This window comes from Pseudoxanthomonas sp. Root630, from assembly GCF_001427585.1.
Taxonomy (GTDB): domain Bacteria; phylum Pseudomonadota; class Gammaproteobacteria; order Xanthomonadales; family Xanthomonadaceae; genus Pseudoxanthomonas_A.
This window is the reverse complement of the sequence record NZ_LMGY01000015.1, coordinates 38121-58529: the sequence shown is the minus strand read 5'-3', so window position 1 is coordinate 58529 and position 20409 is coordinate 38121. Positions and strand designations below refer to the sequence as shown.

Sequence of the window (20409 nt, the reverse complement as noted above, 5' to 3'; positions counted from 1 at the left end):
ACCGGAAATCCGACTAGACCATAGATGTTGCGACGCCGCAACAACACCTCTGACGCACCACTCATTGGTTGCAAAGGCAACTTTTCGCGAGGCAAAACCGTGTCCGCCGGACAACAAAAAACCGCCCGCGGCGACGCGGGCGGTTTCGTCGTCCGATGGACGCGGGGCGAGGCGTCAGCCGCAGTTGACCGAGGTCGCCGCGCCCTTCTCGTCGAGGATGATGTTCAGGCGGTTCGGATTGAAGTCCATCGTCGCGGCGTCGCCCGGCTTCAGCGCGCGCACGGCTTCGGACTTGCTGTCGGTCTTGGCCTGTTCGATGTCCGCCTCGCTCGCGGTCTTGCCGATGATCCACTGCGCCTGGGTGTCGTCGCAGCTGCCGGCGAGTTCGGCCGGCGCGGGCTCGGCGGCGGGCGGCGTGGCCGCTTCGCTGGCCGCGGCCTGGGACTGTTCGGCGGCGGCGGTCTGTTCGTCGGCCTCGGGCGAAGAGCAGGCGGCCAGCGACAGGGTCAACAGCAGGGCGGGGATCGCGGTTCGGATCATGCGGAACTCCGGAAGGTGAGATTGCAGGAAGGATTGCGCACCGGACATTCGAGAGTCGTTAACCGACCGGGGTGCGCCTGCGTTCGAGCCACCATAGCAGCGCGCTCGCGCAAAGCCAGGCGAGGAACCAGGGCCAGGCCGGCCCGCGTGCGCCTTCCGTGGCCGATGGCGATGCCATGTCCGTACCCTTCGCACCCGCGCGGGATCGTGTTTGCGCCTGGAGGTCGGCGCGGTGCAGCGACGGCGCATCGTCTTCGCCGCGGACAAAGAACGGCGTCGCGGCGTCGCCCACCCTCAGCTGATGCCAGCCCGCGCTTCGCGGCCAGAAGCCCGCGCAGCGCGCGCTGCCTGTCGCGGGATCGCGCAGTACCCGTGTCGTGGTGCTGTCGGGCGCGACGATCTGGGCCGCGCCGGCGATGCCGCACAGCGTCGCGCGTTCGCCCACGCGCGCGCCGTCGGGCGTCGCGGCGATGGCCTGCGTGCCCGCGCGTGCCAGCGTGGCGAACGCCTGCGACCACAGCGCGGCATGCAGGTCGGCGTGGCCCGCCAGCACCAGCGCGTAGGTATCGCCCGGCGTCCACAGCCCCACGCGGCCCCGGCCCACCGCATGCCACCACGCGACCGGCGCGCCGCCAGCGTCCCGCAGCAGCGGAATGTCGTCACCCGCCGGCATCCGCGCCATCCGGTGGGTGAGAACGGGCAGGCCGCCAGGCACCGCATCGGTATCCACCGGCAGGTCCGCCGTGCCCGCGCCGCGTCGTGCGCGCCAGGCGTCGTCGTCCGGCGCGGGGCGGGGCAGGCGGAACTCGACCTCGTCCGTGCCCACCGCCGGGATGCCCAACAACCGTTGCAGCGGCGGGGGAATCGGTCCGTCCGCGCGGACCAGTACGCCCAGCCCGTCGCGCACGGCCGCGCCGAGCGCCGCACGTTGTCCTTCGCCGAGTCCCGCGGCACTGCGCGCGTCGAGCACCAGCAGGTCGAAGCGGCGCAACGTGTCGGCGTTCATCGGCAACGGCGCGTCGCCGACCTGCATGCCGCCACCCAGGTTGACCTGCAGGTGGAGCGGGATGCCCACATCCATCGCCCAGCGGCGCAGGTACTTCCCTTCGGCATTGGGCGCACCGGCGAGCACCCACACGCGGGGCGGAGGCGTCGGCTGCGTCCAGACCGGCAACGACGCGGCATCGGCCACCCCGCCGCCGGCTTCCCGCACCTCCACCCGGAACAGCGCCGGGCCCGGCAGGCGGGCGACGCCGGTGAGGCGGAAACGGCCCAGCGTATCCACCGGCCCGGCATCGATGCGCTGGCCCGCGGGATCGAACAGCACCACCGTCGCGTTCGGCACGCCGTTCACGCGTCCGCTGGCGACGAAGGTGTCGCCCGGCGCCACGACGCCCACCGGCGCCAGTTCGACGACACCGCGCGGCAAGGCGGCGGGTGAGAACACGATGCGCCGGTCGCCGAGCGCATCGCGGTCGCGGGCTTCCAGTCCGTCGCCGACGACATGCAGCGTGCCCACGTCCGGATGCCGGCGCAGCGCAGTGTCCAGGTCCGGCACGCGCTCGCTGCCGTCGGAGGCCGCGGCCTCCGGCAGGGCGACGCGGGGCTGGCCCTGCAGTGCCGCGGGCAGGGCGACCTGTCCGGCGTTCGCGGTCATCACCACGAGCGTGCCGGGCATCGAAGCCTGGCGCGGGGGCAGCAGGGTGACGTACAGCAGCAGGGCGCAGACCGGCTGCAGCGCACACAGCAGCAGGAAGCGCGCGCGGGATCCGCGCGCTTCCGCGGAAGCACCGCGACGTCGCGCGATCAGGCGCGCCCACGCGAGCAGCACGCCGAGGGTAAGCAGGCCGGCCAGCAGCCAGGGCAGGAGTGCGGACAGGGTCATCGCGCGGGCTCCTGCTGCAGGGCATCGAGATAGCGGCGGCCGGCATCATCCGGCGCGGTCCGACGCGGGACCTGCGCCGGCGGTTGCGGCGAGGCCGACCACAGCAGCGCGCGCAGGCGCGCGCGGCATGCCGCGCAGGTCGGATCGCCACGCACTTCGTCGATGGCGGCGAACAGGTCCAGCGCATCCGGCACGCGCGCCTCGTTCGCACGCAGCCAGGCGTGCAGTGCGTCCAGGTCCGCGCCATCCGCCGGCGCGCGATCGTTGGCCAGGGCGCGCCATGCGCGTGCAGGGGCCACGTCGACCTCATCGGGCATCCGTTCGAGCGGGCCGAGCGCGCGCGCTGCGATGCCCTTGCGGTCGCCGCCCATCCGGCGCGTCTCGTCGATCGGCGGCAGCTCCGGTCCCACGCGCGCCAGGTAGATGCGCGTCGCCTGCTGTACCTGCTTGATGTACTCCAGCGCCTTGTACGCGAACGGCAGTGCGCGGTCCGGCTGGCCCTGGCGCAGGTGCAGTTCCGACTGCCACATCTGGTCCAGCGCCTTCTTCAACGTGGCGCGCGTGTCGGGGTCGAGCAGCGTCGCGGCTTCGGCGTGGTCGTGGGTGTGGCCGTAGGCTTCCAGCACGTCGGCTTCGCGGCCGAAGTCCTTGCCGGTGGCCGACGTGGCGTGGTCGTGGCCGTCCTGCGCGGCGGTCGGAGTTTCGGCGTGATCGTGTCCGTCGTCGTCCGCATGGTCGTCGTCGGCATCGCTGGTTGGCGGCGGTTGCGGCTCGCCCTCGGCTTCCTCGCCGAGGAACTGGCCGTAGCGCAGCCGCAGGATGCGCTGGTCCACGCCGATCGCGTCGGAGCGCGTGACGAACGTGTCCGCCGCCAGCCCGCGCTTCTGCTTCTGCAGCGCTTCCGCGTCGATGATGATCTGGCGCTGGCTGCGGAAGTAGGCCGGCATCACCTTCTTCACCAGTCCTTCCAGCCCCGTGCTTTCCTGGCCCAGGTCCGCCGGCCAGCGCAGGATCAGGCCGGGGCTCTGCGCGGTCTGCGGCGTCGGCGCGCGCGTGTCGCGCACGGTGAGCTGCGCGATCAGGTCGTCGCCGACGGCCATGCCGAGTGCCTTCAGGTCCAGCGAGGCGGCGAACCGGCGCGCCGTCGCGGGGCCGGTGCCGTGCAGCGTCATCGCCTGTTCCTTGAACGCGATGTTCTCGCCGCTGCCCTGGGCCAGCGTCAGCTTCAGCGTGGCGGCCGCGGCGACGCCGTAGTCGTCGCGCGCTTCGAAGGCGAGCGCCCAGCGCGTCTGTCCGACCGCCACCAGGCTGAGCCCACGGTCGGGCGCCAGCACCTTCACCTGCGGTGCGCGATCGGGAATGGCATCCAGCCGCCGGAGTTTCGACGGCGGTTGCGCCTCGGTGCCGGCGGCCACCACGCGGTACAGGGTGGACTTCGCCAGCACCTGCGTCGCCTGCCAGGTGTCGCCGTCGCGTTGCAGTGCGATCCGCTGGCCGTCGTGGAAAACGAGATCCGCCCGGGTCGGCTGCGGTTCGAAACGCAGTGTCCAGGCGAGTCGCGAGCCCACGGGGGCTTTCGCATCGAGCGTGGCTTCGTCGCGCGGCGGCTGGCCCGTGTAGGACGGTGGCGCGACGTGCAAGCGCTGGCCGACCAGGCGCGGGACGCCGGGAATGATCGGTGCCTCTTCGTCCGCAGGTGCGAGCGTGCCCGCCACCGGTGTGCGCGCAGGCCACAGCGCCGCCACGGCGATCACGATGCCGGCCACCAGCCACATCGCCACGATGCGCGGCCACGGCCAGGGCGTGCGCAGGTCGGGTGCGGGCTGGTTGCGCAACCGTTCGCGGACGCGCGCCTGCTGCAGGTGCTGCAACGGGGTCAGCGAGGCGGGCGGCGACAGCAGCAGATCGCTGCTGTCGTCGAGGTCCTTGCGGCGCGCGTCCAGCTGGCGCACCAGCCAGGCGGTGTCGAACGCGCGTGTCCGTCGCCAGGCCAGTGCGGCGAGCAGCGCGATCGCGGCCAGCGCGACGGTCACGGCGACTGCGGGCGATGCGAAGCGCCCCAGCACGCCGGTGAGCGCGATGGGGATCGGTGCACCCAATACCAGTTGGCCGAGCGCTGCGTGGCGGCGGACCTGGGCAAGGCGGTCGAACGCGGACAACGTCATGGCGCCACGCTCCGCGTGCGCCGCGTGGCCATCCAGCGTTCCACCAGCACCAGCAACGCGATCAGCAGCGCGAGCCAGGGCTGCAGATCGCGCGGTGCGACGGGATAGGTCGCGCCACCGCGGGCCGGCGCGTAGTCCGTCGCCAGCACGCGCATGGGCACAGCGGTGGGACCGTCGAACAAGGCGCGCAAACGGTGCGGGAAATCGGCATCGACCAGCGCCGGCATCGCTCCGGGCCGCAATGACCGGGTGAAGCGCATCACCCGGCCCTGGCCGTGCGTGGCGCTCTCGACCAGCGGCGCACCCTCGGCATCGCGCCACGGCACCGACGACATCGCGATCCCGTCCAGCGTGCTTTCACGGGCCAGCAGCGCGGTGCCGCCGGTCGATATCCATTCCGTGACCGAAGCAGGCGCCGGTCCGGGCACCAGCCACACCAGTGGCTGCGTCGGCGGAGGCAGCGGCGCATCGCTCGTCGCGATCTGCACGGTCGCGGTGCCGCTCGGCTGCCACGCGCGTGCGGCGGCACGCAGATAGCGCAGCGCGCTGTCGTCGCCCACCGGATGGCGGACCGTCAGTGAAGGGGGCGGCAGGATCTTCGCCGACGATGCCGGCATCGCGCCCTCGACGATCTTCCATGTCACCGCGCGCGACAGCGCAGGCCGTTCGGCATCGGCGCCCTGCAGCGTCGCGGGCACGATCACGGTCAGTGCGACGCCGGGCGGCAGTTCGGCGTCCAGCTGCCGCAACAGGCTGCCGATGGCGGGCGTGCCGATGGGCATCGGCTCATCCAGCGGCGGGAAGCCCGGCGCCAGCCAGTGCAGCTGCGTGCGCGCATCGGGGGTCGCGCGTGCGGCGTCGGCCTCCACGCCGGGCACGGCGACCGTCCACGGCCGCGTGTCGTCCAGGCCCGACAACACCGGCCGGGCCAGCCAGAGCGCAAGCAACGCAAGCAGCAGCAGGCGCAGCAGCAGCAGCGGCCATTCGTCGAAGCGGATGCGGTGGCGCGGTTTCGGGTTCTGCCGCAGCCAGCGCAGCGCGGCGAAGTCGGTCGGCGTCTGCTCGTGCCGGCGCGCGAGATGCAGCAGCAGCGGCAGCAGCAACGCCGCGAACGCGGCCAGGCCGGCCGGCAGCAGGAACGCCAGGCTCATGCGTACTCCGCCGCGTCGCGCGCGCCGAACAGCCGGCGCAGCGGCAGGTCCAGCGGCTGGTCGGTGTAATGGCGCGCATGGCGGATACCGGCGGCATCCAGGCGTGCATCGAGTACATCCTGGGCATCCGCGAAGCGGCGCAGGTAGTCCGCGCGCAGGGCCGCCGCATCGCCCAGCAGCTCCTCGCCGGTTTCCGGGTCACGGAAGCGGTGGCCACCGGCGTAGGGGAAGTCGCGCTCCTCGGCGGTCAGCAGCTGGATCGCCAGCACCTCGCGCCGCGCGGCGGCGAGTCGCTCCACCAGCGCCGGCATGGCGTCATCGAACCAGTCGCTGAGTACCAGCACCAGATCGCCGGCACCGATGCGTTCGAACACCGGGCCCAACCGTTCCTGCGCGGGGAATGCACCGTCCGCGCGCAGGCCGTGGAGCGCGAGCAGCAGCTGGTCGCGTTGGCGCGCGCCGTTTCCAGGCGCGACCAGGCGCACGCCATCGCCGTGCAGCACGAGCAGGCCGAAGCGGTCGCCCTGGCGCAGCGCCAATTCGGCCACGCAGGCCGCGAGGCTGCGCGCGGCGTCGAAACGCGTGCCGCGCGTGCCGTCGCGTTGCGCCATCGAGGCGGTCGCGTCGAGCACGATCCACACCGTCAGCGGACTCTCGCGCTCGGCTTCGCGCACGAAGAAGCGGTCCGAGCGCGCGTAAAGTTTCCAGTCGATCTGGCGCAGCTCGTCGCCGGGCTCGTAGGCGCGGTACTGCGCGAACTCCAGGCCGGCGCCGCGGCTGCGGCTGTGGTGCACGCCGATCCCCTGCGCGCCGATCGCACGGCGCGCGGTCAGCCGCAGGTCCTTCAACCGGCTGCGGACGTCGGCGGGGATCAGGTCGTGCGCCATGGGCGGTCGATCAGGCGGCGAGCGGCACGCCGCGCAGCAGCGCGGCGATCACGTCGTCCGCGCTGACCTGTTCGGCCTCGGCGGCGAACGACAGCAGCAGGCGGTGGCGCATCACCGGCTTCGCCAGTGCGACGATATCCTCGCGGGTCGCCGCCAGGCGCCCATGCAGCAGCGCGCGCGCTTTCGCGGCGAGCACCAGCGACTGGCCCGCGCGAGGACCGGCGCCCCAGCGCACGTACTTGCGGATTTCCTCGGGCACGCCGTCGCCGGGCCGGCTGGCACGGACCAGTTTGGTGATCCAGCGCAGCAGGTCCTCGCTGACATGCACGTCGCGCACATGCTTCTGCAGCGCGAGGACGGCCTCGCCTTCCATCACGCGCGGCACCGCGCCGCCGGCGCGGCCGGTGGTCTGCGCCAGGATGTCGTGTTCTTCCTGCTCGGTGGGGTAGTCCACGCGGATGTGCAGCAGGAAACGGTCCAGCTGCGCTTCCGGCAACGGGTAGGTGCCGGCCTGTTCGAGCGGATTCTGCGTGGCCAGCACGAAGAACGGCGAGGGCAGGGCATGCGTGGTGCCGGCGTAGCTGACGGTGCGTTCCTGCATCGCCTCCAGCAATGCGGCCTGGGTCTTCGGCGGCGTGCGGTTGAGTTCGTCGGCGAGCAGCAGGTTGGTGAAGATCGGCCCGGGCTGGAAGCGGAAGTGGCGATGTCCCGTGCCGTGGTCTTCCTCCAGCAGCTCGGTGCCGAGGATGTCGCTCGGCATCAGGTCGGGGGTGAACTGCACACGACGGAACTGCAGGTGCAATGCCTCGCCCAGCGAGCGCACCAGCAGCGTCTTGCCCAGGCCGGGCACACCTTCGAGCAGGCAGTGGCCGCCGGCGAGCAGGCCGATCAGCAGCTGCTCCACCACGTCCTGCTGGCCGACGATGGCCTGGCCGATGGCGGCGCGGAGTTCGCCCAGCGTGGCGAGCTGCTGCTGGAGGTCGGATTCGGTGATGGATGCGTTCATGGGGGTCCGGGAAGAAGTGCGTCAGGTGGTCAGCGCGTAGATCACGAGGTTGACCGCGAACTTGGTGTTGTCCTCGGCCAGGAAGCGCTTGTTGCGCCAGTCGTAGTCCCACTCGCAGCCGTAGTCCTTGTTGCTGTAGAGCACGCCGAGGCGGCCGTTGATCTCGATGCCCTGCAGGTACTCGTGTACCAGGTCGTCGCCCCAGCCGTTGAGCTCGAAGCTGGTGGCCGGCGGGCCGTCGAACTTGAAGAACGAAGAATAGATCGCGTGCGTGTTCGGCAGCTTCTTCATCGCCTTCGCGCCGAAGATCGACGCCATCTGCGCCTCGAACGACTTGGCGAACAGGCCGTCGATGTCGTGGTTGCAGTCGTCGACGAACACGAAGCCGCCGTTGCGCACGTAACGCTCGAAGTGGCGGCGCTCCACCGGGTTGAACTCGACCAGCTTGTGCCCGGCCAGGTAGCAGAACGGGGCGGCGAGCATGCGCGGGTCGGACAGCGCCAGCACGTGTTCCTTCGGGTCCACGCGCATCGTGGTGTAATCGATCAGCGAGGTGATCAGGTTGGACGGCATGCGCGCGTCCACGTCCCAGTCGCCGGAGTCGTACTTCAGCCGGGTGAAATGGAAATCGTAGTTACCGGCCGCGCGCGCGCTCCGCGTCGGCCCGGCCAGCATGGCGCCAGCCAGGCCGCCGGTGAGCAGGCGGAGGAACTGCGCGCGCGTGAGGTTCATGGGGGGTGCCCTCCCGGCCTGCGGGAGGGCGGATCCTCAAAGGCGCTTAGACGGCGTCCGACAGCGACGTGAAGGTGAAGTCGCGCAGCTTCATCGGCGGGATCATCATCACGAAGCTGGACTCGTCGCCGGCCACGCGCACCGGCTTGCCCAGCTCTTCGATGTTGTTGAGCATGATCACCGGCGATTCGTTGAAGCGGAAGTTCTTCACCGGGTGCTTGATCTGCCCGTTCTCGATGTAGAACGTGCCGTCGCGGGTCAGGCCCGTCAGCAGCACGGTCTGCGGATCGACCATGCGGATGTACCAGGTGCGCGTGACGAGGATGCCCTTCTGCGTGCCGGCGACCAGTTCGGCCGTGGACTTGGTGCCGCCGGCCACCAGCAGGTTGCCGGGCGAACCGATCGCGCGCTTGCCCTGCTTCTGTGCCCAGAAGCGCGAGTACTCCAGGTTGGCGATCTTGCCGTTCTCGACGATGGCCATCTTCTCGCGCGGCAGGCCTTCGCCGTCCCACGGCATCACTTCCGCACCGGGGTGCCACGGGTCGGCGCTGATGTTCACGCGCGGGTCGTAGACCTGCTCGCCCAGCTTGTTGCCGCCGCCCTTCTTGGACAGGAAGCTGCGGCCTTCGTCGGCCTGGCGTGCGTCGAAGAAATTCATCATGAAGGAGATCAGGCCTGCGGCCGCGGCCGGCTCCAGGATCACCGTGTACTTGCCCGGTTCCAGCGCCTTGGCTTCGGCCGATTCGCTGGCCTTGCGCATCGCGGTGCGGATGTCGCTGTCGGCCTTGAACGCACTCGCGTCCTTCAGGTTGCGGCCGACCCAGCCCGAACCGCGGCCGTCCTCGGTGCGCACCGTGCAGGTGTAGTTGAACCCGGTCGCGCGCTGGTAGCCGAAGTTGCCCTTGCTGTTGGCGAAGGCGACGAAGCTCTGGCCGTCTTCGAGGAAGCCGGCGGCGATCAGCTTCTCCGCTTTGCACGGACCGATCGAATCGGCGGCGACCTGGGCGCGGAATTCCGGCGTGATCGCGGCAGTGGATTCGCTGAAGGTGGGGCTGGCCTTGTAGGTCTGCTTCTCGACGGCCGGCATGAACTCGGGGTTCTCCGGCGCCAGGCGGGCGAGGTCTTCGGCGCGGCGGACCACGCGTTCCAGCGCGGCGTCGTCGAATTCGTTGATCGTCGCGATGCCCACGCGCTTGCCGAACGCCACCTGCACGCCCAGGTCGGTGTTGCTGACGATGCCGCTGGTGGAAACGTTGTTAAGCGCGAAACGGATGTTGCCGTCCACGGAACCGGTGAGGGACGCGGTGCATTCGTCGGCGGTGGACAGCGCGATGACCTTGTCCAGGATGGCCTTGGCCTGCGCTTCGGTGAGGATGCTCATGTTCTAGGGTCTCCTTGCGCCGATCAGCCGAGCGAGCGGGCGGTGTTGATGACGTTGATGCCGTTGAAGCGCGCGGTGGACGACCCGTGCGAGACCGCGGACACCTGGCCGGGCTGGCCCTTGCCGTCGAAGAACGAACCGCCCAGGCGGTAGTCGCTTTCGTCGCAGACGGCGGCGCAGGCGTTCCAGAACTCCGGCGTGCGGATCTGGTAGGCCACGTCCTCGATCTGCTGGGTGATCTTGCCGTTCTTGATCTCGTAGAAGAGCTGGCCGCCGAACTGCGCGTTGTAGCGCTGCTGGTCGATCGAGAACGAGCCGTCGCCGATGATGTAGATGCCGTTCTCGACGTTCTTCACCATGTCCGCCACGGACAGCTTGGCCTTGCCGGCGGCCAGCGATACGTTGGCCATGCGCTGGAACTGCACGCTGCTCCAGGAGTCGGCGTAGCAGCAGCCGTCGGATTCGGTCTTGCCCAGGATATGGGCCTGGTCGCGGATGGTCTGGTAATCGACCAGCTTGCCGGCGCTCACCAGGTCCCAGCGCTTGGTCTTCACGCCTTCGTCGTCGTAACCGACCGCGCCCAGGCTGCCGGGTTGGGTCTTGTCGGCGAACAGGTTGACCAGCTCGCTGCCGTACTGGAAGCGCTGCTCGCGCTTGTCCAGGGTGGCGAAGCTGGTACCGGCGTAGTTGGCTTCATAGCCGAGCACGCGGTCGAGCTCGAGCGGGTGGCCGACCGATTCGTGGATGGTCAGCCAGGTGTGCGAGGGGTCCAGCACCAGGTCGTACTTGCCCGGCTTCACCGACGGCGCCGTGAGCTTCGCGCGCGCCTGCTTGGCCGAGGCGATGGCGTCTTCCTTCATGTCGTAGGACAGGCCGTAGTTGATCACGCCGTTCGGCGTGGCGAACTTCTGGCTGGCATCGCCGTCCAGGTACTCGTAGCCCAGGCCCATCGGCGAGGACAGGCCGTCGCGGGTGCGGAACTTGCCGCTGGCCTTGTCGATGGCGGTGACCGTCATCGGCACCCAGATGCGGTGCACGTCCTGGTCGATGTAGGAGCCGTCGGTGCTGGCGAAGTACTTCTGCTCGTTGACCAGGAACATCATCGAGTTGACGAAGTCCGCACCGGCATTGATCGCCGCGGCGTTGACGCCCAGCAGCAGGTCGACCTTGTCCTTGATCGGCACGTCCATCGCGTTCTTCTTGATCGGCGTCTTCCACGACACCTCGCCGAAGCCCGGCGCCTTGGCCAGCTGCACCGGCGCGGTCTGGGTCTTGCTGTTGGCCTTGGCGATGGCGGCGGCCTGGCGCGCGGCGGCGGCCACGCCCTCGGCGGTCAGCGTGTTGGTGGCGGCGAAGCCCCAGGCGCCGTTGGCGATCACGCGGATGCCGGCGCCGGTGGACTCGGTGTTCACCACGTTCTGCACCTTGTCCTCGCGGGTGATCACGAACTGGCGCAGGTAGCGCCCGATGCGCACGTCGCAGTAGGTCGCGCCGGCCTGCTTGGCCGCGGCGAGGGCGGCATCGGCGAGGCGCTTCTTGAAGGCGACGTCGAGGGTGGACTGGAGTTGCTCGGCGGCGATCGCCTTGCCGAGGAAGGACGGCACCATCAGGCCGCCCAGGCTGAGGCCGGTCATGGCCAGGAAGTCACGACGTTGCAAGGCAATTCTCCACCGGTTGGGCCTGCCGGGCGGCAGGCGGGGCACTGCGACGGGAGCATTCCGGCCTGCGCCTTCACCACCGCGCAGGTCGTCCCGGATTCTTGCGCCCACGTGGAGACAGCGTCAAATGACTTTCGGCATACATGACAGACATCCTGCCTGTGGTCGCCACGATCTTTGATCCCGTCATCCCGGCGTACGCCGGGATCCATCGGCTTCCACGTTGCGAAGAGCAAGCGGGGTCCCAGCGTGCGCCGGGACGACGGGCGATGGTCTTATCCCAGGCTGCGCGCCGTGTTGATGATGTTGATGCCGTTGAAGCGCGTGGTGGCCGAGCCGTGCGACACCGCCGACACCTGGCTGGGCTGGCCCTTGCCGTCGAAGAACGAACCGCCGAGGCGGAAATCGCGCGCATCGCAGATCGCGGTGCAGGCGTTCCAGAACTCCGGCGTGCGGATCTGGTAGGCCGCGTCCTCGACCTGGCGCGTCACCTGTCCGTTCTTGATCTCGAAGTAGAGCTGTCCGCCGAACTGCGCGTTGTAACGCTGCTGGTCGATCGAGTACGAGCCGCGGCCGTGAATGTACAGGCCGTTCTCCACGTCCTTCACCATCTCGGCCACCGTCAGCGGTGTCTTGCCGGGCGCCAGCGACACGTTGGCCATGCGCTGGAACTGCACGCTGCTCCACGAATCGGCGTAGCTGCAGCCGTGCGATGCGTCCTCGCCGAGGATATGCACCTCGTCGCGGGTCGCCTGGTAGTTGACCAGCACGCCGTCCTTCACCAAGTCCCAGCGGCGCGTCTTCACCCCTTCGTCGTCGTAGCCCACCGCGCCGAGGCTGCGCGGCTCGGTCTTGTCGGCGGTGAAGTTGACGATCGGGCTGCCCCACTGGAAGCGCTGCTCGCGCTTGTCCAGCGTGGCGAAGCTGGTGCCGGCGTAGTTGGCTTCGTAGCCCAGCACGCGGTCCAGCTCCAGCGGATGGCCGACGTTCTCGTGGATGGTCAGGAACAGGTTGGACGGATCCAGCACCAGGTCGTACTTGCCGGGCTTCACCGACGGCGCGGTCAGCTTGGCCCGCGCCTGCTTCGCCGCGGCGACGATGTCCTCGCGCAGGTCGTACGACGCGCCATAGGCCACCATGCCGCCCGGCAGCGCGATCTTGTCGGCCGCGTTGGCATCCAGGTACTCGTAGCCCATGCCCATCGGGGCAGAGAGTCCATCACGCGTCTTGAACCTGCCGGTCGCCTGGTCCACCACCGTCACCGTGAAGGGCACCCAGATGCGGTGCACGTCCTGGTCGATCCAGGAACCATCGGTGCTGGCGAAGTATTTCTGCTCGTTGATCACGAACATGCGCGACGCGGCGAAGCTGGCGCCGGCGGCGAGCGCGGTGGCGTTCGCGTCCAGCAGCAGGTCCACTTTCTCCTTCACCGGCACCGCCATGGCGTTCTTCACGATCGGTGTGCGCCACGCCACCTCGCCGGCGCCCTTCAGTGGCGCCAGCTGCACGGGCTTGCCCTGGATGCGCGCGTTGGCGCGCGCGATCGCCACGGCCTGGCGTGCGGCCGCGGCGACGCCATCGGGTGTGGCGTCGTTCGTCGCCGCGAAGCCCCACGCGCCCTGCGCGATCACGCGCACGCCGACGCCGGAGGATTCGGTGTTCACCACGTTCTGCACCTTGTCCTCGCGGGTGATCAGCGACTGCCGCAGATAACGGCCGACGCGCACGTCGCAGTAGCTCGCGCCCGCGGCGGTGGCGGCCGACAGCGCGGCTTCGGCCAGGCGCTTCTTCTTCGCCACGTCGCCGGGTTCCAGCAGCGCTTCGGCCGCGATGACGCGCGTGCCGGGCAGGGCGAGGCCGGCGAAGGCGAGGCCGCCGAGGGTCAGGAAGTCGCGTCGCTGCATGCGCGTGTCCGGAGGAAGGGAGCACCGGACTGTCGTCGGCGTGCCGCGCAGCGTCAAGTGACGCCGGTCATGGCCGGGTGACGTGGTGCACAATGCGGCCCATCCCCCTGCAGGAGTCGGCGCGCATGAAGTCCCGCCCGGTCGCCAAGCCCGAGAACGACGACGAACAACCGCGCCTCGCGGTGCTGATCGATGCCGACAACGCCCAGCCGGCCGTCATCGAAGGCTTGCTCGCCGAAATCGCCAAGTACGGCGTGGCGAGCGTGAAGCGCATCTATGGCGACTTCACCAGCACCCGGATGACCCAGTGGAAGCAGGCGCTGCTGAAGCACTCGATCAATCCCGTGCAGCAGTTCGCCTACACCAGTGGCAAGAACGCCACCGACAGCTCGCTGATCATCGATGCGATGGACCTGATGTACACCCGGCGGTTCGACGGCGTCTGCCTGGTCTCCAGCGACAGCGACTTCACCCGCCTGGCCCAGCGCCTGCGCGAGGAAGGCCTGACGGTGTACGGCTTCGGCGAACGCAAGACGCCGGATGCGTTCGTGCAGGCCTGCGACAAGTTCATCTACGTCGAAGTCCTACGCAGCGAGGTGTCTGCCCCGCTGCCCCCGCCGCCGGCGAAGCCCGCGAAGAGGGCGGCCAAGCCCGCGGCGAAGAAGCCTGCCGCGCAGGCCGAGCCCACCGCGGCGCCGGTCGTGGAGCAGGCACGGCACGAATCGCTGCCGCTGCGGCTGATCCGGCAGGCGATCGAGGAAGCCAGCGACGACCAGGGGTGGGCGTTCCTCGGCAGCGTGGGCAGCTACCTCAACAAGGTGCGCCCGGATTTCGACACGCGCCTGTACGGCCACAAGAAGCTCAGCGACCTGCTGAAGGCGCATCCGCGCCATTTCGCCGTCGAGGAGCGCGCGAGCGAGAACGGCCTGAAGCGCGTCTACGTGCGTTCGGCGGGCTGATGCCGGCCGACAAGCCCTTCGCTCCGTCGTGCGAACGCAACCAGGGCCCGATCCTGGAGGTGCTGCTGCGGCATTTCGGCGATACCCGCCGCGTGCTCGAAATCGGCAGCGGCACGGGACAGCACGCGGTGCACTTCGCCGCGGCGATGCCGGGATTGTCCTGGCAGTCCAGTGACCGTGCGGACTACCTGTCCGGCATCGCGCTGTGGCTCGACGAGGCCGCACTGGCGAATACGCCATCGGCCATCGAACTCGACGTCGATGGTCGGTGGCCGGACGCGGTGTTCGATGCGGTCTTCACCGCCAACAGCCTGCACATCATGGGCTGGCCGCAGGTGGAGGCGTTCTTCGCCGGGGTCGGCGCGGTGCTGGAACCGGGCGGCCTGCTGGTGGTGTACGGCCCCTTCAACGTCGGCGGCGAGTTCACCAGCGAGAGCAACCGCGCGTTCGAACAGTGGTTGAAGGACCGCGATCCTGTCTCCGGCATCCGCGACGTCGAGGCCGTCGATGCGCTCGCGCGCGGCGTCGGACTGTCGCTGGTCGAAGACAACGCGATGCCGGCGAACAACCGCACCCTGGTGTGGCAGAAGACCATCGGGAAGGAACAGGCACCGTAATCGCGGCGAGGGATGACCTTCAGGGGTCGGGCGCCATATCGCGCAATCTTTCGCTCGCGTGGCGAAGGCCATCGAAGATGGTATGCGCCACTTCGCCAGGAAAATCCGCAGGCAGCCGTGCGGCGACGGACGCGATCGCGGGTTCCACCTTCGCAAGAAGGTCTTGGAGCCAGGGTTCGGCGCCATCGCGAACGCCGCACGCCCGAGCCGTCTCGTTCCAGTGGCGCCGGCGTACGTTCAGCAACTTCCGATGCCTGTTCTTGCCGACCACCGACATGGCAAGCGCGGCCTTGTGGGGATCCAGTTGTTGAGGACCATGGCCAAGAATGGGATACACGGACAACACATCGTAGAGGGGTGTCAGGCGGAATCGGCCTTGTGGCTCGATGTGCAGGCTGAAGTTCTTCGCGTGTCCGTCTGTTGCGGCAAGGAGCCAGAACAGGATCTGCGTCCTGAAGAAGGTCTCGCGGTCGCCGGGTTCGGCTGACTGACGCAACAGGTCCATGATCTGCACGATTCCCGGCCCGCCATCGCTTTCGTACTTGCGCGAAGAAGGCAGGCCGAACGCTTGGCAAAGGTCTTCCTGCGGCAAGCGGATCCACCAGGCGCCATCCTCGGACAATCGCCTGTCGAAGCGCTCGACCACCAAGGCGCGCTGATCTTCGAACCTACCGATGGACGTGTTTGCGACAGGCAGGCCGAACGCGCGCAACAGTTGCATGCAAAGCCACTCGTTTTCCACCGACGAGGCCATGTCGGCGCGCATGTTGCCCACCAGTCCGAGCGGCAGTTTGAATATGTGCGTGCTGGGCGTGCTCCCCAGGGGAACGCACCATTGGCCGTTGTGGAACAGGAGCGCGGTCTTTTCCTGTGCGCCCGCCAACGACAGTCGGAACTCATCGTCGTCGTGGTGTCCGGGCAGCGGAGGGGATGCCACGCCCCGGAGAAGGCGGGCGACACCGGCTTCATCCAGGGATCGGGCCTGGATGGTGCGTACTTCTTCCTGCGGGGTGTTCGCCGGCAACAGCTGGATGGCGCCTACGCAGTCCCGGCCGATCTGTTCCAGCAGCGCGAACGTGCTGTTGGAGGGGACGGCGAAGCGGTTGCGAAGGCGCGCACGGATGTTGGCGCTATCGGGCAGCAAATTGTCGAAGTAGTGCTCCACCACATCGCCACGGTGCGACGTGCCGTCCGGCAGCAGGGGCAGCGATAGGGACAATGGGCGCGCCAACGGCGAGGCTAGCCAACTGGAAACGTAAGTCAGGCGGGTGGGCTGCGCATCCTGCCAAGTGGCGGCCTCCACACCGTTCATCCATATCCGCAGCTCACCCATGGCCTACCACTCCACCGCATCCAGCGAGGGCGAAGAGGGCGCGCGTGGCGCCAGCGACACTTGCAGGCCCAGCACAGCCCAGACTTTCATCAGGCGCTCGAATGTCGCGGCCTCCGGTCTGGCCTCCAGAGCGGTGACGGCTTGTCGTGTGATGCCGAGCTGATCGGCCAAGTCGGCCTGGGTCAAACCCTGCTTCTTGCGCAGGGCGCGCAACAAAGGGGCCAACTGCTGAGGTGTCTGGATCGGATATTGGGCGGCGGTCATAGGTAGGCCCCTGTTGAGTAGCACAGGCAACCTAGCGTTTGCCCACCCAAAATGCAAGCCATACATTGCATTTCCGTTATGCAAGACATAGATTGCATTTTTGCGGGCCATGCAAAGAAAAACCCCGCCGGAGCGGGGTCTTCTTCTTACGCCGCCTGCACGATGTGCAGCGCCTTCGGATTGCGCCACAGGCCCAGCAGCTCGGCCTCGCGTGCCTTGGCGGCGTGCAGGTGTTTTTCCTTGACGTGCCCGTAGCCGCGGATGTGCTCGGGAATGCTGGCGATCTCCACCGCCAGGCCCAGCTTGCCGCCGTCCAGCGCGCCCAGCAGCTCGTCCACGGTCTTCTCGTAGTCGGCGATCAATTGGCGCTCGCCCTTGCGCTCGTCGGTGTAGCCGAACACGTCGAACGTGCCGCCGCGCAGGAAGCGCAGCTTCGCCAGCAGGCCGAAGGCCTTGAACACCCACGGGCCGTATTCCTTCTTCATCAGGCGGCCATGGGCGTCCTTCTTGGCGAACAGCGGCGGCGCCAGGTGGAAGTGCACTTCGTAGTCGCCGTCGAACTGCTGCTCCAGGCGGCGCTTGAACTCGCCGCTGGTGTACAGGCGCGCCACTTCGTACTCGTCCTTGTACGCCATCAGCTTGAAGAAGTAGCGGGCCACCGCCTCGGTCAGCGCGGTCGAACCCGGCGCACGGGTGTTCTCGGCGTTGCGCACCTTCGTCACCAGGCTGGCGTAGCGCGCGGCGTAGGCCGCGTCCTGGTACTCGGTGAGGAAGCCGGCGCGGCGGGCGATCAGTTCGTCCAGCGAGCGCGACAGGCGCAGGTCGTCCAGCGGCAGGAAGGCGACGTCGCCGCCTTCGGTGCCGTCTTCGGGCAGGCCGCGGAGTTCGCTTTCATTGCCCGGATTGCGCGGGGCCGCATTCGCGCCCCACTCGGTGCTTTCCCATTCGCCCGGAGGCAGCACCTGCAGGGCGCGCGGCGTGCGTTCGCTCTCGGTCTGCACGTTGCGGATCAGGCCGGCGGCTTCCTGCACGGCTTGCGGATTGACCACGGCCAGGCGGCCCCAGGCGAACGCGGTCTTGTTCATCTCGATCGCCGCGCCGTTGAGCTCGACGGCGCGCATGATCGCGTCGAACGAGATCGGCACCAGACCCTGCTGCCACGCATAGCCGAGGATGAAGAGGTTGGCGGCGATCGCATCGCCCATCAGCGCGGTGGCCACCTGGGTGGCGTCCACCAACATCGGTTCGCGGCCGCCGAGGGCGACGCGCACGCCGGCGATGATGTCGGTGGCGGGGAACTGCATGTCCGGATGCGTGGTGAACGTGCCCGGCATCGCCTCGTAGGTGTTCAACACCACCTGCGAGCGTTCGCCGCGCACCTTCGACAGCACCCAGTAGTCGTTGACCACCACCATGTCGCAGCCCAGTACCAGGTCGGCTTCGCCGGCGGCGATGCGCACGGCGTGGATGTCCTCCGGCGTGCGCGCGATGCGGATGTGCGTGGTCACCGCGCCGCCCTTCTGTGCCAGGCCGGTCTGGTCGAGCACGCTGGCGCCCTTGCCTTCCAGGTGGCCGGCCATGCCGAGCAGCGCGCCGATGGTCACCACGCCGGTGCCGCCGACGCCGGTGATCAGGATGTTCCAGGGCTGGTCGAGGTCCGACTTGAACGTCGGCGCCGGCAATGCGGCCAGCAGATCGGCGGCGTTCGCTTTCTTGCCCTTGCGCGGCGTGCCGCCGTGCACGGTGACGAAGCTGGGGCAGAAGCCGTCGACGCAGCGGAAGTCCTTGTTGCAGTTCGACTGGTCGATCTCACGCTTGCGGCCGAATTCGGTCTCCTTCGGCAGCACCGATACGCAGAAGCTCTTCACGCCGCAATCGCCGCAGCCTTCGCAGACCAGGGTGTTGACCATCGTGCGCTTGGCCGGGTCCGGCAGCTTGCCGCGCTTGCGCCGGCGGCGCTTCTCGGTGGCGCAGACCTGGTCGTAGATCAGGATGGAGACGCCCTTCACCTCGCGCAGGCGGCGCTGCACGTCGTCGAGCTCCTTGCGGTCGAAGAACTCCACGCCCGACGGGAAGATCTCGCGCTTGCTCCACTTGCCCACTTCATCGCTGACCACGACGATCGTGTCCACGCCCTCGGCGCGCATCATGTGCGCGATCTGCGGCACCGACAGCGTGCCATCCACCGGCTGGCCGCCGGTCATCGCCACCGCGTCGTTGTAGAGGATCTTGTAGGTGATGTTCACCCCGGTGGCCACCGACTGACGCACCGCCAGCGAGCCGGAGTGGAAGAACGTGCCGTCGCCCAGGTTCTGGAAGACGTGTTCGGTCTCGGTGAACGGCGCCTGCCCGGACCACGTCACGCCTTCGCCGCCCATGTGGGTGAAGGTGTCGGTGTCGCGGTCCATCCACGTCACCATGTAATGGCAGCCGATGCCGCCGAGCGCGCGCGAGCCTTCCGGCACCACCGTCGAGGTGTTGTGCGGGCAGCCCGAGCAGTAGTGCGGCACGCGCGGGAAGTTGGCGCGCGGCAGTGCCATTTCGGCTTCCTTGTCCTCCATCCAGCGCAGGCGCTGTTCGATGGATTCGGTCGTGAAGAAGCGCTGGATGCGCTTGCCGATCACGCCCGCGATGGTGGCCGGGGTCAGCTCGCCGGTGGACGGCAGGATCCACTCGCCGCCTTCGTCGTACTTGCCGACGATCGACGGGCGCGTGCCCGCGCTGGCCGGCCAGTTGTAGAAGTACTCCTTCATCTGCCGCTCGATGAAGGCGCGCTTCTCCTCCACCACGACGATGTCTTCCAGCCCCTTCGCGAATTCGGTGATGCCCACCGGCTCCAGCGGCCAGGTCATGCCCACCTTGTAGACGCGGATGCCGATGTCGGCGCAGGCCTGTTCGTCCAGGCCGAGGTATTCCAGCGCCTGCAGCACGTCCAGGTAGCTCTTGCCGGTGGTGACGATGCCCAGCCGTGCGCGCGGCGAGTCCAGCACGATGCGGTCCACCTTGTTGGCGCGCGCGAACGCCTGCGCCGCGGCGACCGCGTACTTGTGCAGGCGCATCTCCTGGTCCAGCGGCGGATTCGGCCAGCGGATGCTGAGGCCGCCGGCGGGCATGGCGAAATCCTCCGGCAGCACGATCTCGCGCGCGAACGGATCCACCTGCACCGACGCCGACGACTCCACCGTCTCGGCGATCGTCTTGAAGCCGATCCAGCGGCCCGTGTAGCGGCTCATGGCCCAGCCCACCAGGCCCAGGTCGAGGATGTCCTGCACGCCGGCCGGGTTCAGCACCGGCATCATCGCGCTGACGAACTCGTCTTCCGACCCGTGCGGCAGCGTCGAGCTGCGGCAGTTGTGGTCGTCGGCGGCCAGCGCGAGCACGCCACCGAACTTCGAGGTGCCCGCCGCGTTGCCGTGCTTGAACACGTCGCCGCAGCGGTCCACGCCGGGACCCTTGCCGTACCACATCGCGTACACGCCATCGACCTTGGCGCCCGGGAACAGGTTGGTCTGCTGCGTGCCCCACACCATGGTGGCGCCCAGGTCCTCGTTGAGGCCCGGGGTGAACTTCACGCCCGCCGTCTCCAGGTGCTTGCGCGCGCGCCACAGTTCCAGGTCGAAGCCGCCCAGCGGCGAGCCGCGGTAGCCGCTGATGAAGCCGGCCGTGTTCAGGCCCGCGGCCTGGTCGCGCAGGCGCTGCATCAGCGGCAGCCGGACCAGCGCCTGCACACCGCTCAGGTAGATGCGGCCATCGGTGCGCGTGTACTTGTGCTCCAGCGTGTAGTCGCTGTCGATCACCCCGATCTGCGGCGTATTGGCGGACGAGGGCGAGGTGAGTTCGGCGGTGCTGGTCATGGCGGGCCCGTGCAAGCGGCTGGCGTGGCCCGATAACCCCTCGGGCGTGAAGGCGCGCATTGTAACAGCGGGC

The 20409-nt window shown here is 68.9% G+C and carries 15 protein-coding genes; 2 read left to right on the top strand and 13 right to left on the bottom strand.

What is annotated here, in order from left to right:
- Positions 1-174: 174 nt before the first annotated feature.
- From ASD72_RS10505 to ASD72_RS10460, 10 genes are all read right to left on the bottom strand, one after another.
- On the bottom strand, positions 175-540 hold the full coding sequence (locus tag ASD72_RS10505) for an I78 family peptidase inhibitor (protein ID WP_056879903.1): 366 nt from the start codon (positions 538-540) through the stop codon (positions 175-177).
- Positions 541-598: 58 nt separating this feature from the next.
- Complete coding sequence (locus ASD72_RS10500; protein ID WP_056879902.1) at positions 599-2425, bottom strand: hypothetical protein; 1827 nt, start codon at positions 2423-2425, stop codon at positions 599-601.
- Positions 2422-4590 carry a hypothetical protein gene (locus ASD72_RS10495; RefSeq protein WP_056879901.1) on the bottom strand — a complete coding sequence of 723 codons (2169 nt, stop codon included), beginning with the start codon at positions 4588-4590 and terminating at the stop codon, positions 2422-2424. Before ASD72_RS10495 ends, ASD72_RS10500 begins: the two co-directional genes overlap by 4 nt.
- Positions 4587-5741 carry a BatA domain-containing protein gene (locus ASD72_RS10490; RefSeq protein WP_056879900.1) on the bottom strand — a complete coding sequence of 385 codons (1155 nt, stop codon included), beginning with the start codon at positions 5739-5741 and terminating at the stop codon, positions 4587-4589. Before ASD72_RS10490 ends, ASD72_RS10495 begins: the two co-directional genes overlap by 4 nt.
- Positions 5738-6628, bottom strand: coding sequence for a DUF58 domain-containing protein (locus ASD72_RS10485; RefSeq protein WP_056879899.1), 891 nt, complete (start codon positions 6626-6628; stop codon positions 5738-5740). The genes ASD72_RS10490 and ASD72_RS10485 overlap by 4 nt, the downstream gene beginning before the upstream one ends.
- Before the next feature lie 10 nt (positions 6629-6638).
- Entirely contained in the window at positions 6639-7634 is a 996-nt protein-coding gene (locus ASD72_RS10480; protein WP_056879898.1) for a MoxR family ATPase, read from the bottom strand.
- A 21-nt stretch (positions 7635-7655) separates the two neighbouring features.
- On the bottom strand, positions 7656-8366 hold the full coding sequence (locus ASD72_RS10475) for a DUF4159 domain-containing protein (protein WP_056879897.1): 711 nt from the start codon (positions 8364-8366) through the stop codon (positions 7656-7658).
- Between the two features lie 46 nt (positions 8367-8412).
- On the bottom strand, positions 8413-9747 hold the full coding sequence (locus ASD72_RS10470) for a TldD/PmbA family protein (protein ID WP_056879896.1): 1335 nt from the start codon (positions 9745-9747) through the stop codon (positions 8413-8415).
- A 23-nt stretch (positions 9748-9770) separates the two neighbouring features.
- Positions 9771-11405 (bottom strand): TldD/PmbA family protein, encoded by a 1635-nt coding sequence (locus ASD72_RS10465; protein ID WP_056879895.1) that lies wholly within the window; start codon positions 11403-11405, stop codon positions 9771-9773.
- A gap of 275 nt (positions 11406-11680) precedes the next feature.
- Positions 11681-13309 carry a TldD/PmbA family protein gene (locus ASD72_RS10460; RefSeq protein WP_056879894.1) on the bottom strand — a complete coding sequence of 543 codons (1629 nt, stop codon included), beginning with the start codon at positions 13307-13309 and terminating at the stop codon, positions 11681-11683.
- Positions 13310-13434: 125 nt separating this feature from the next.
- On the opposite strand from ASD72_RS10460, the gene ASD72_RS10455 reads away from it, so the two are divergent.
- Both ASD72_RS10455 and ASD72_RS10450 read left to right on the top strand, forming a co-directional pair.
- Positions 13435-14268, top strand: coding sequence for an NYN domain-containing protein (locus ASD72_RS10455; RefSeq protein WP_056880221.1), 834 nt, complete (start codon positions 13435-13437; stop codon positions 14266-14268).
- Positions 14268-14885, top strand: a complete 618-nt coding sequence (locus ASD72_RS10450) for a DUF938 domain-containing protein (protein ID WP_056879893.1) — start codon at positions 14268-14270, stop codon at positions 14883-14885. The genes ASD72_RS10455 and ASD72_RS10450 overlap by 1 nt, the downstream gene beginning before the upstream one ends.
- A 19-nt stretch (positions 14886-14904) precedes the next feature.
- Here the strand turns inward: ASD72_RS10450 and ASD72_RS10445 are convergent, their stop codons facing one another.
- The 3 genes from ASD72_RS10445 to ASD72_RS10435 form a co-directional block, all read right to left on the bottom strand.
- Positions 14905-16218 carry a type II toxin-antitoxin system HipA family toxin gene (locus ASD72_RS10445; protein ID WP_056879892.1) on the bottom strand — a complete coding sequence of 438 codons (1314 nt, stop codon included), beginning with the start codon at positions 16216-16218 and terminating at the stop codon, positions 14905-14907.
- 3 nt (positions 16219-16221) lie between these two features.
- On the bottom strand, positions 16222-16482 hold the full coding sequence (locus ASD72_RS10440) for a helix-turn-helix domain-containing protein (RefSeq protein ID WP_056879891.1): 261 nt from the start codon (positions 16480-16482) through the stop codon (positions 16222-16224).
- 146 nt (positions 16483-16628) lie between these two features.
- A complete protein-coding gene (locus ASD72_RS10435) occupies positions 16629-20336 on the bottom strand; it encodes an indolepyruvate ferredoxin oxidoreductase family protein (protein ID WP_056879890.1) in 3708 nt (1235 codons plus the stop codon).
- Positions 20337-20409: the final 73 nt, after the last annotated feature.

Coding starts and splice junctions, on each gene's coding strand:
- ASD72_RS10505 (WP_056879903.1), bottom strand. CDS start 540: ATGATCCGAACCGCGATCCCCGCCCTGCTGTTGACCCTGTCGCTGGCC.
- ASD72_RS10500 (WP_056879902.1), bottom strand. CDS start 2,425: ATGACCCTGTCCGCACTCCTGCCCTGGCTGCTGGCCGGCCTGCTTACC.
- ASD72_RS10495 (WP_056879901.1), bottom strand. CDS start 4,590: ATGACGTTGTCCGCGTTCGACCGCCTTGCCCAGGTCCGCCGCCACGCA.
- ASD72_RS10490 (WP_056879900.1), bottom strand. CDS start 5,741: ATGAGCCTGGCGTTCCTGCTGCCGGCCGGCCTGGCCGCGTTCGCGGCG.
- ASD72_RS10485 (WP_056879899.1), bottom strand. CDS start 6,628: ATGGCGCACGACCTGATCCCCGCCGACGTCCGCAGCCGGTTGAAGGAC.
- ASD72_RS10480 (WP_056879898.1), bottom strand. CDS start 7,634: ATGAACGCATCCATCACCGAATCCGACCTCCAGCAGCAGCTCGCCACG.
- ASD72_RS10475 (WP_056879897.1), bottom strand. CDS start 8,366: ATGAACCTCACGCGCGCGCAGTTCCTCCGCCTGCTCACCGGCGGCCTG.
- ASD72_RS10470 (WP_056879896.1), bottom strand. CDS start 9,747: ATGAGCATCCTCACCGAAGCGCAGGCCAAGGCCATCCTGGACAAGGTC.
- ASD72_RS10460 (WP_056879894.1), bottom strand. CDS start 13,309: ATGCAGCGACGCGACTTCCTGACCCTCGGCGGCCTCGCCTTCGCCGGC.
- ASD72_RS10455 (WP_056880221.1), top strand. CDS start 13,435: ATGAAGTCCCGCCCGGTCGCCAAGCCCGAGAACGACGACGAACAACCG.
- ASD72_RS10450 (WP_056879893.1), top strand. CDS start 14,268: ATGCCGGCCGACAAGCCCTTCGCTCCGTCGTGCGAACGCAACCAGGGC.
- ASD72_RS10445 (WP_056879892.1), bottom strand. CDS start 16,218: ATGGGTGAGCTGCGGATATGGATGAACGGTGTGGAGGCCGCCACTTGG.
- ASD72_RS10440 (WP_056879891.1), bottom strand. CDS start 16,482: ATGACCGCCGCCCAATATCCGATCCAGACACCTCAGCAGTTGGCCCCT.
- ASD72_RS10435 (WP_056879890.1), bottom strand. CDS start 20,336: ATGACCAGCACCGCCGAACTCACCTCGCCCTCGTCCGCCAATACGCCG.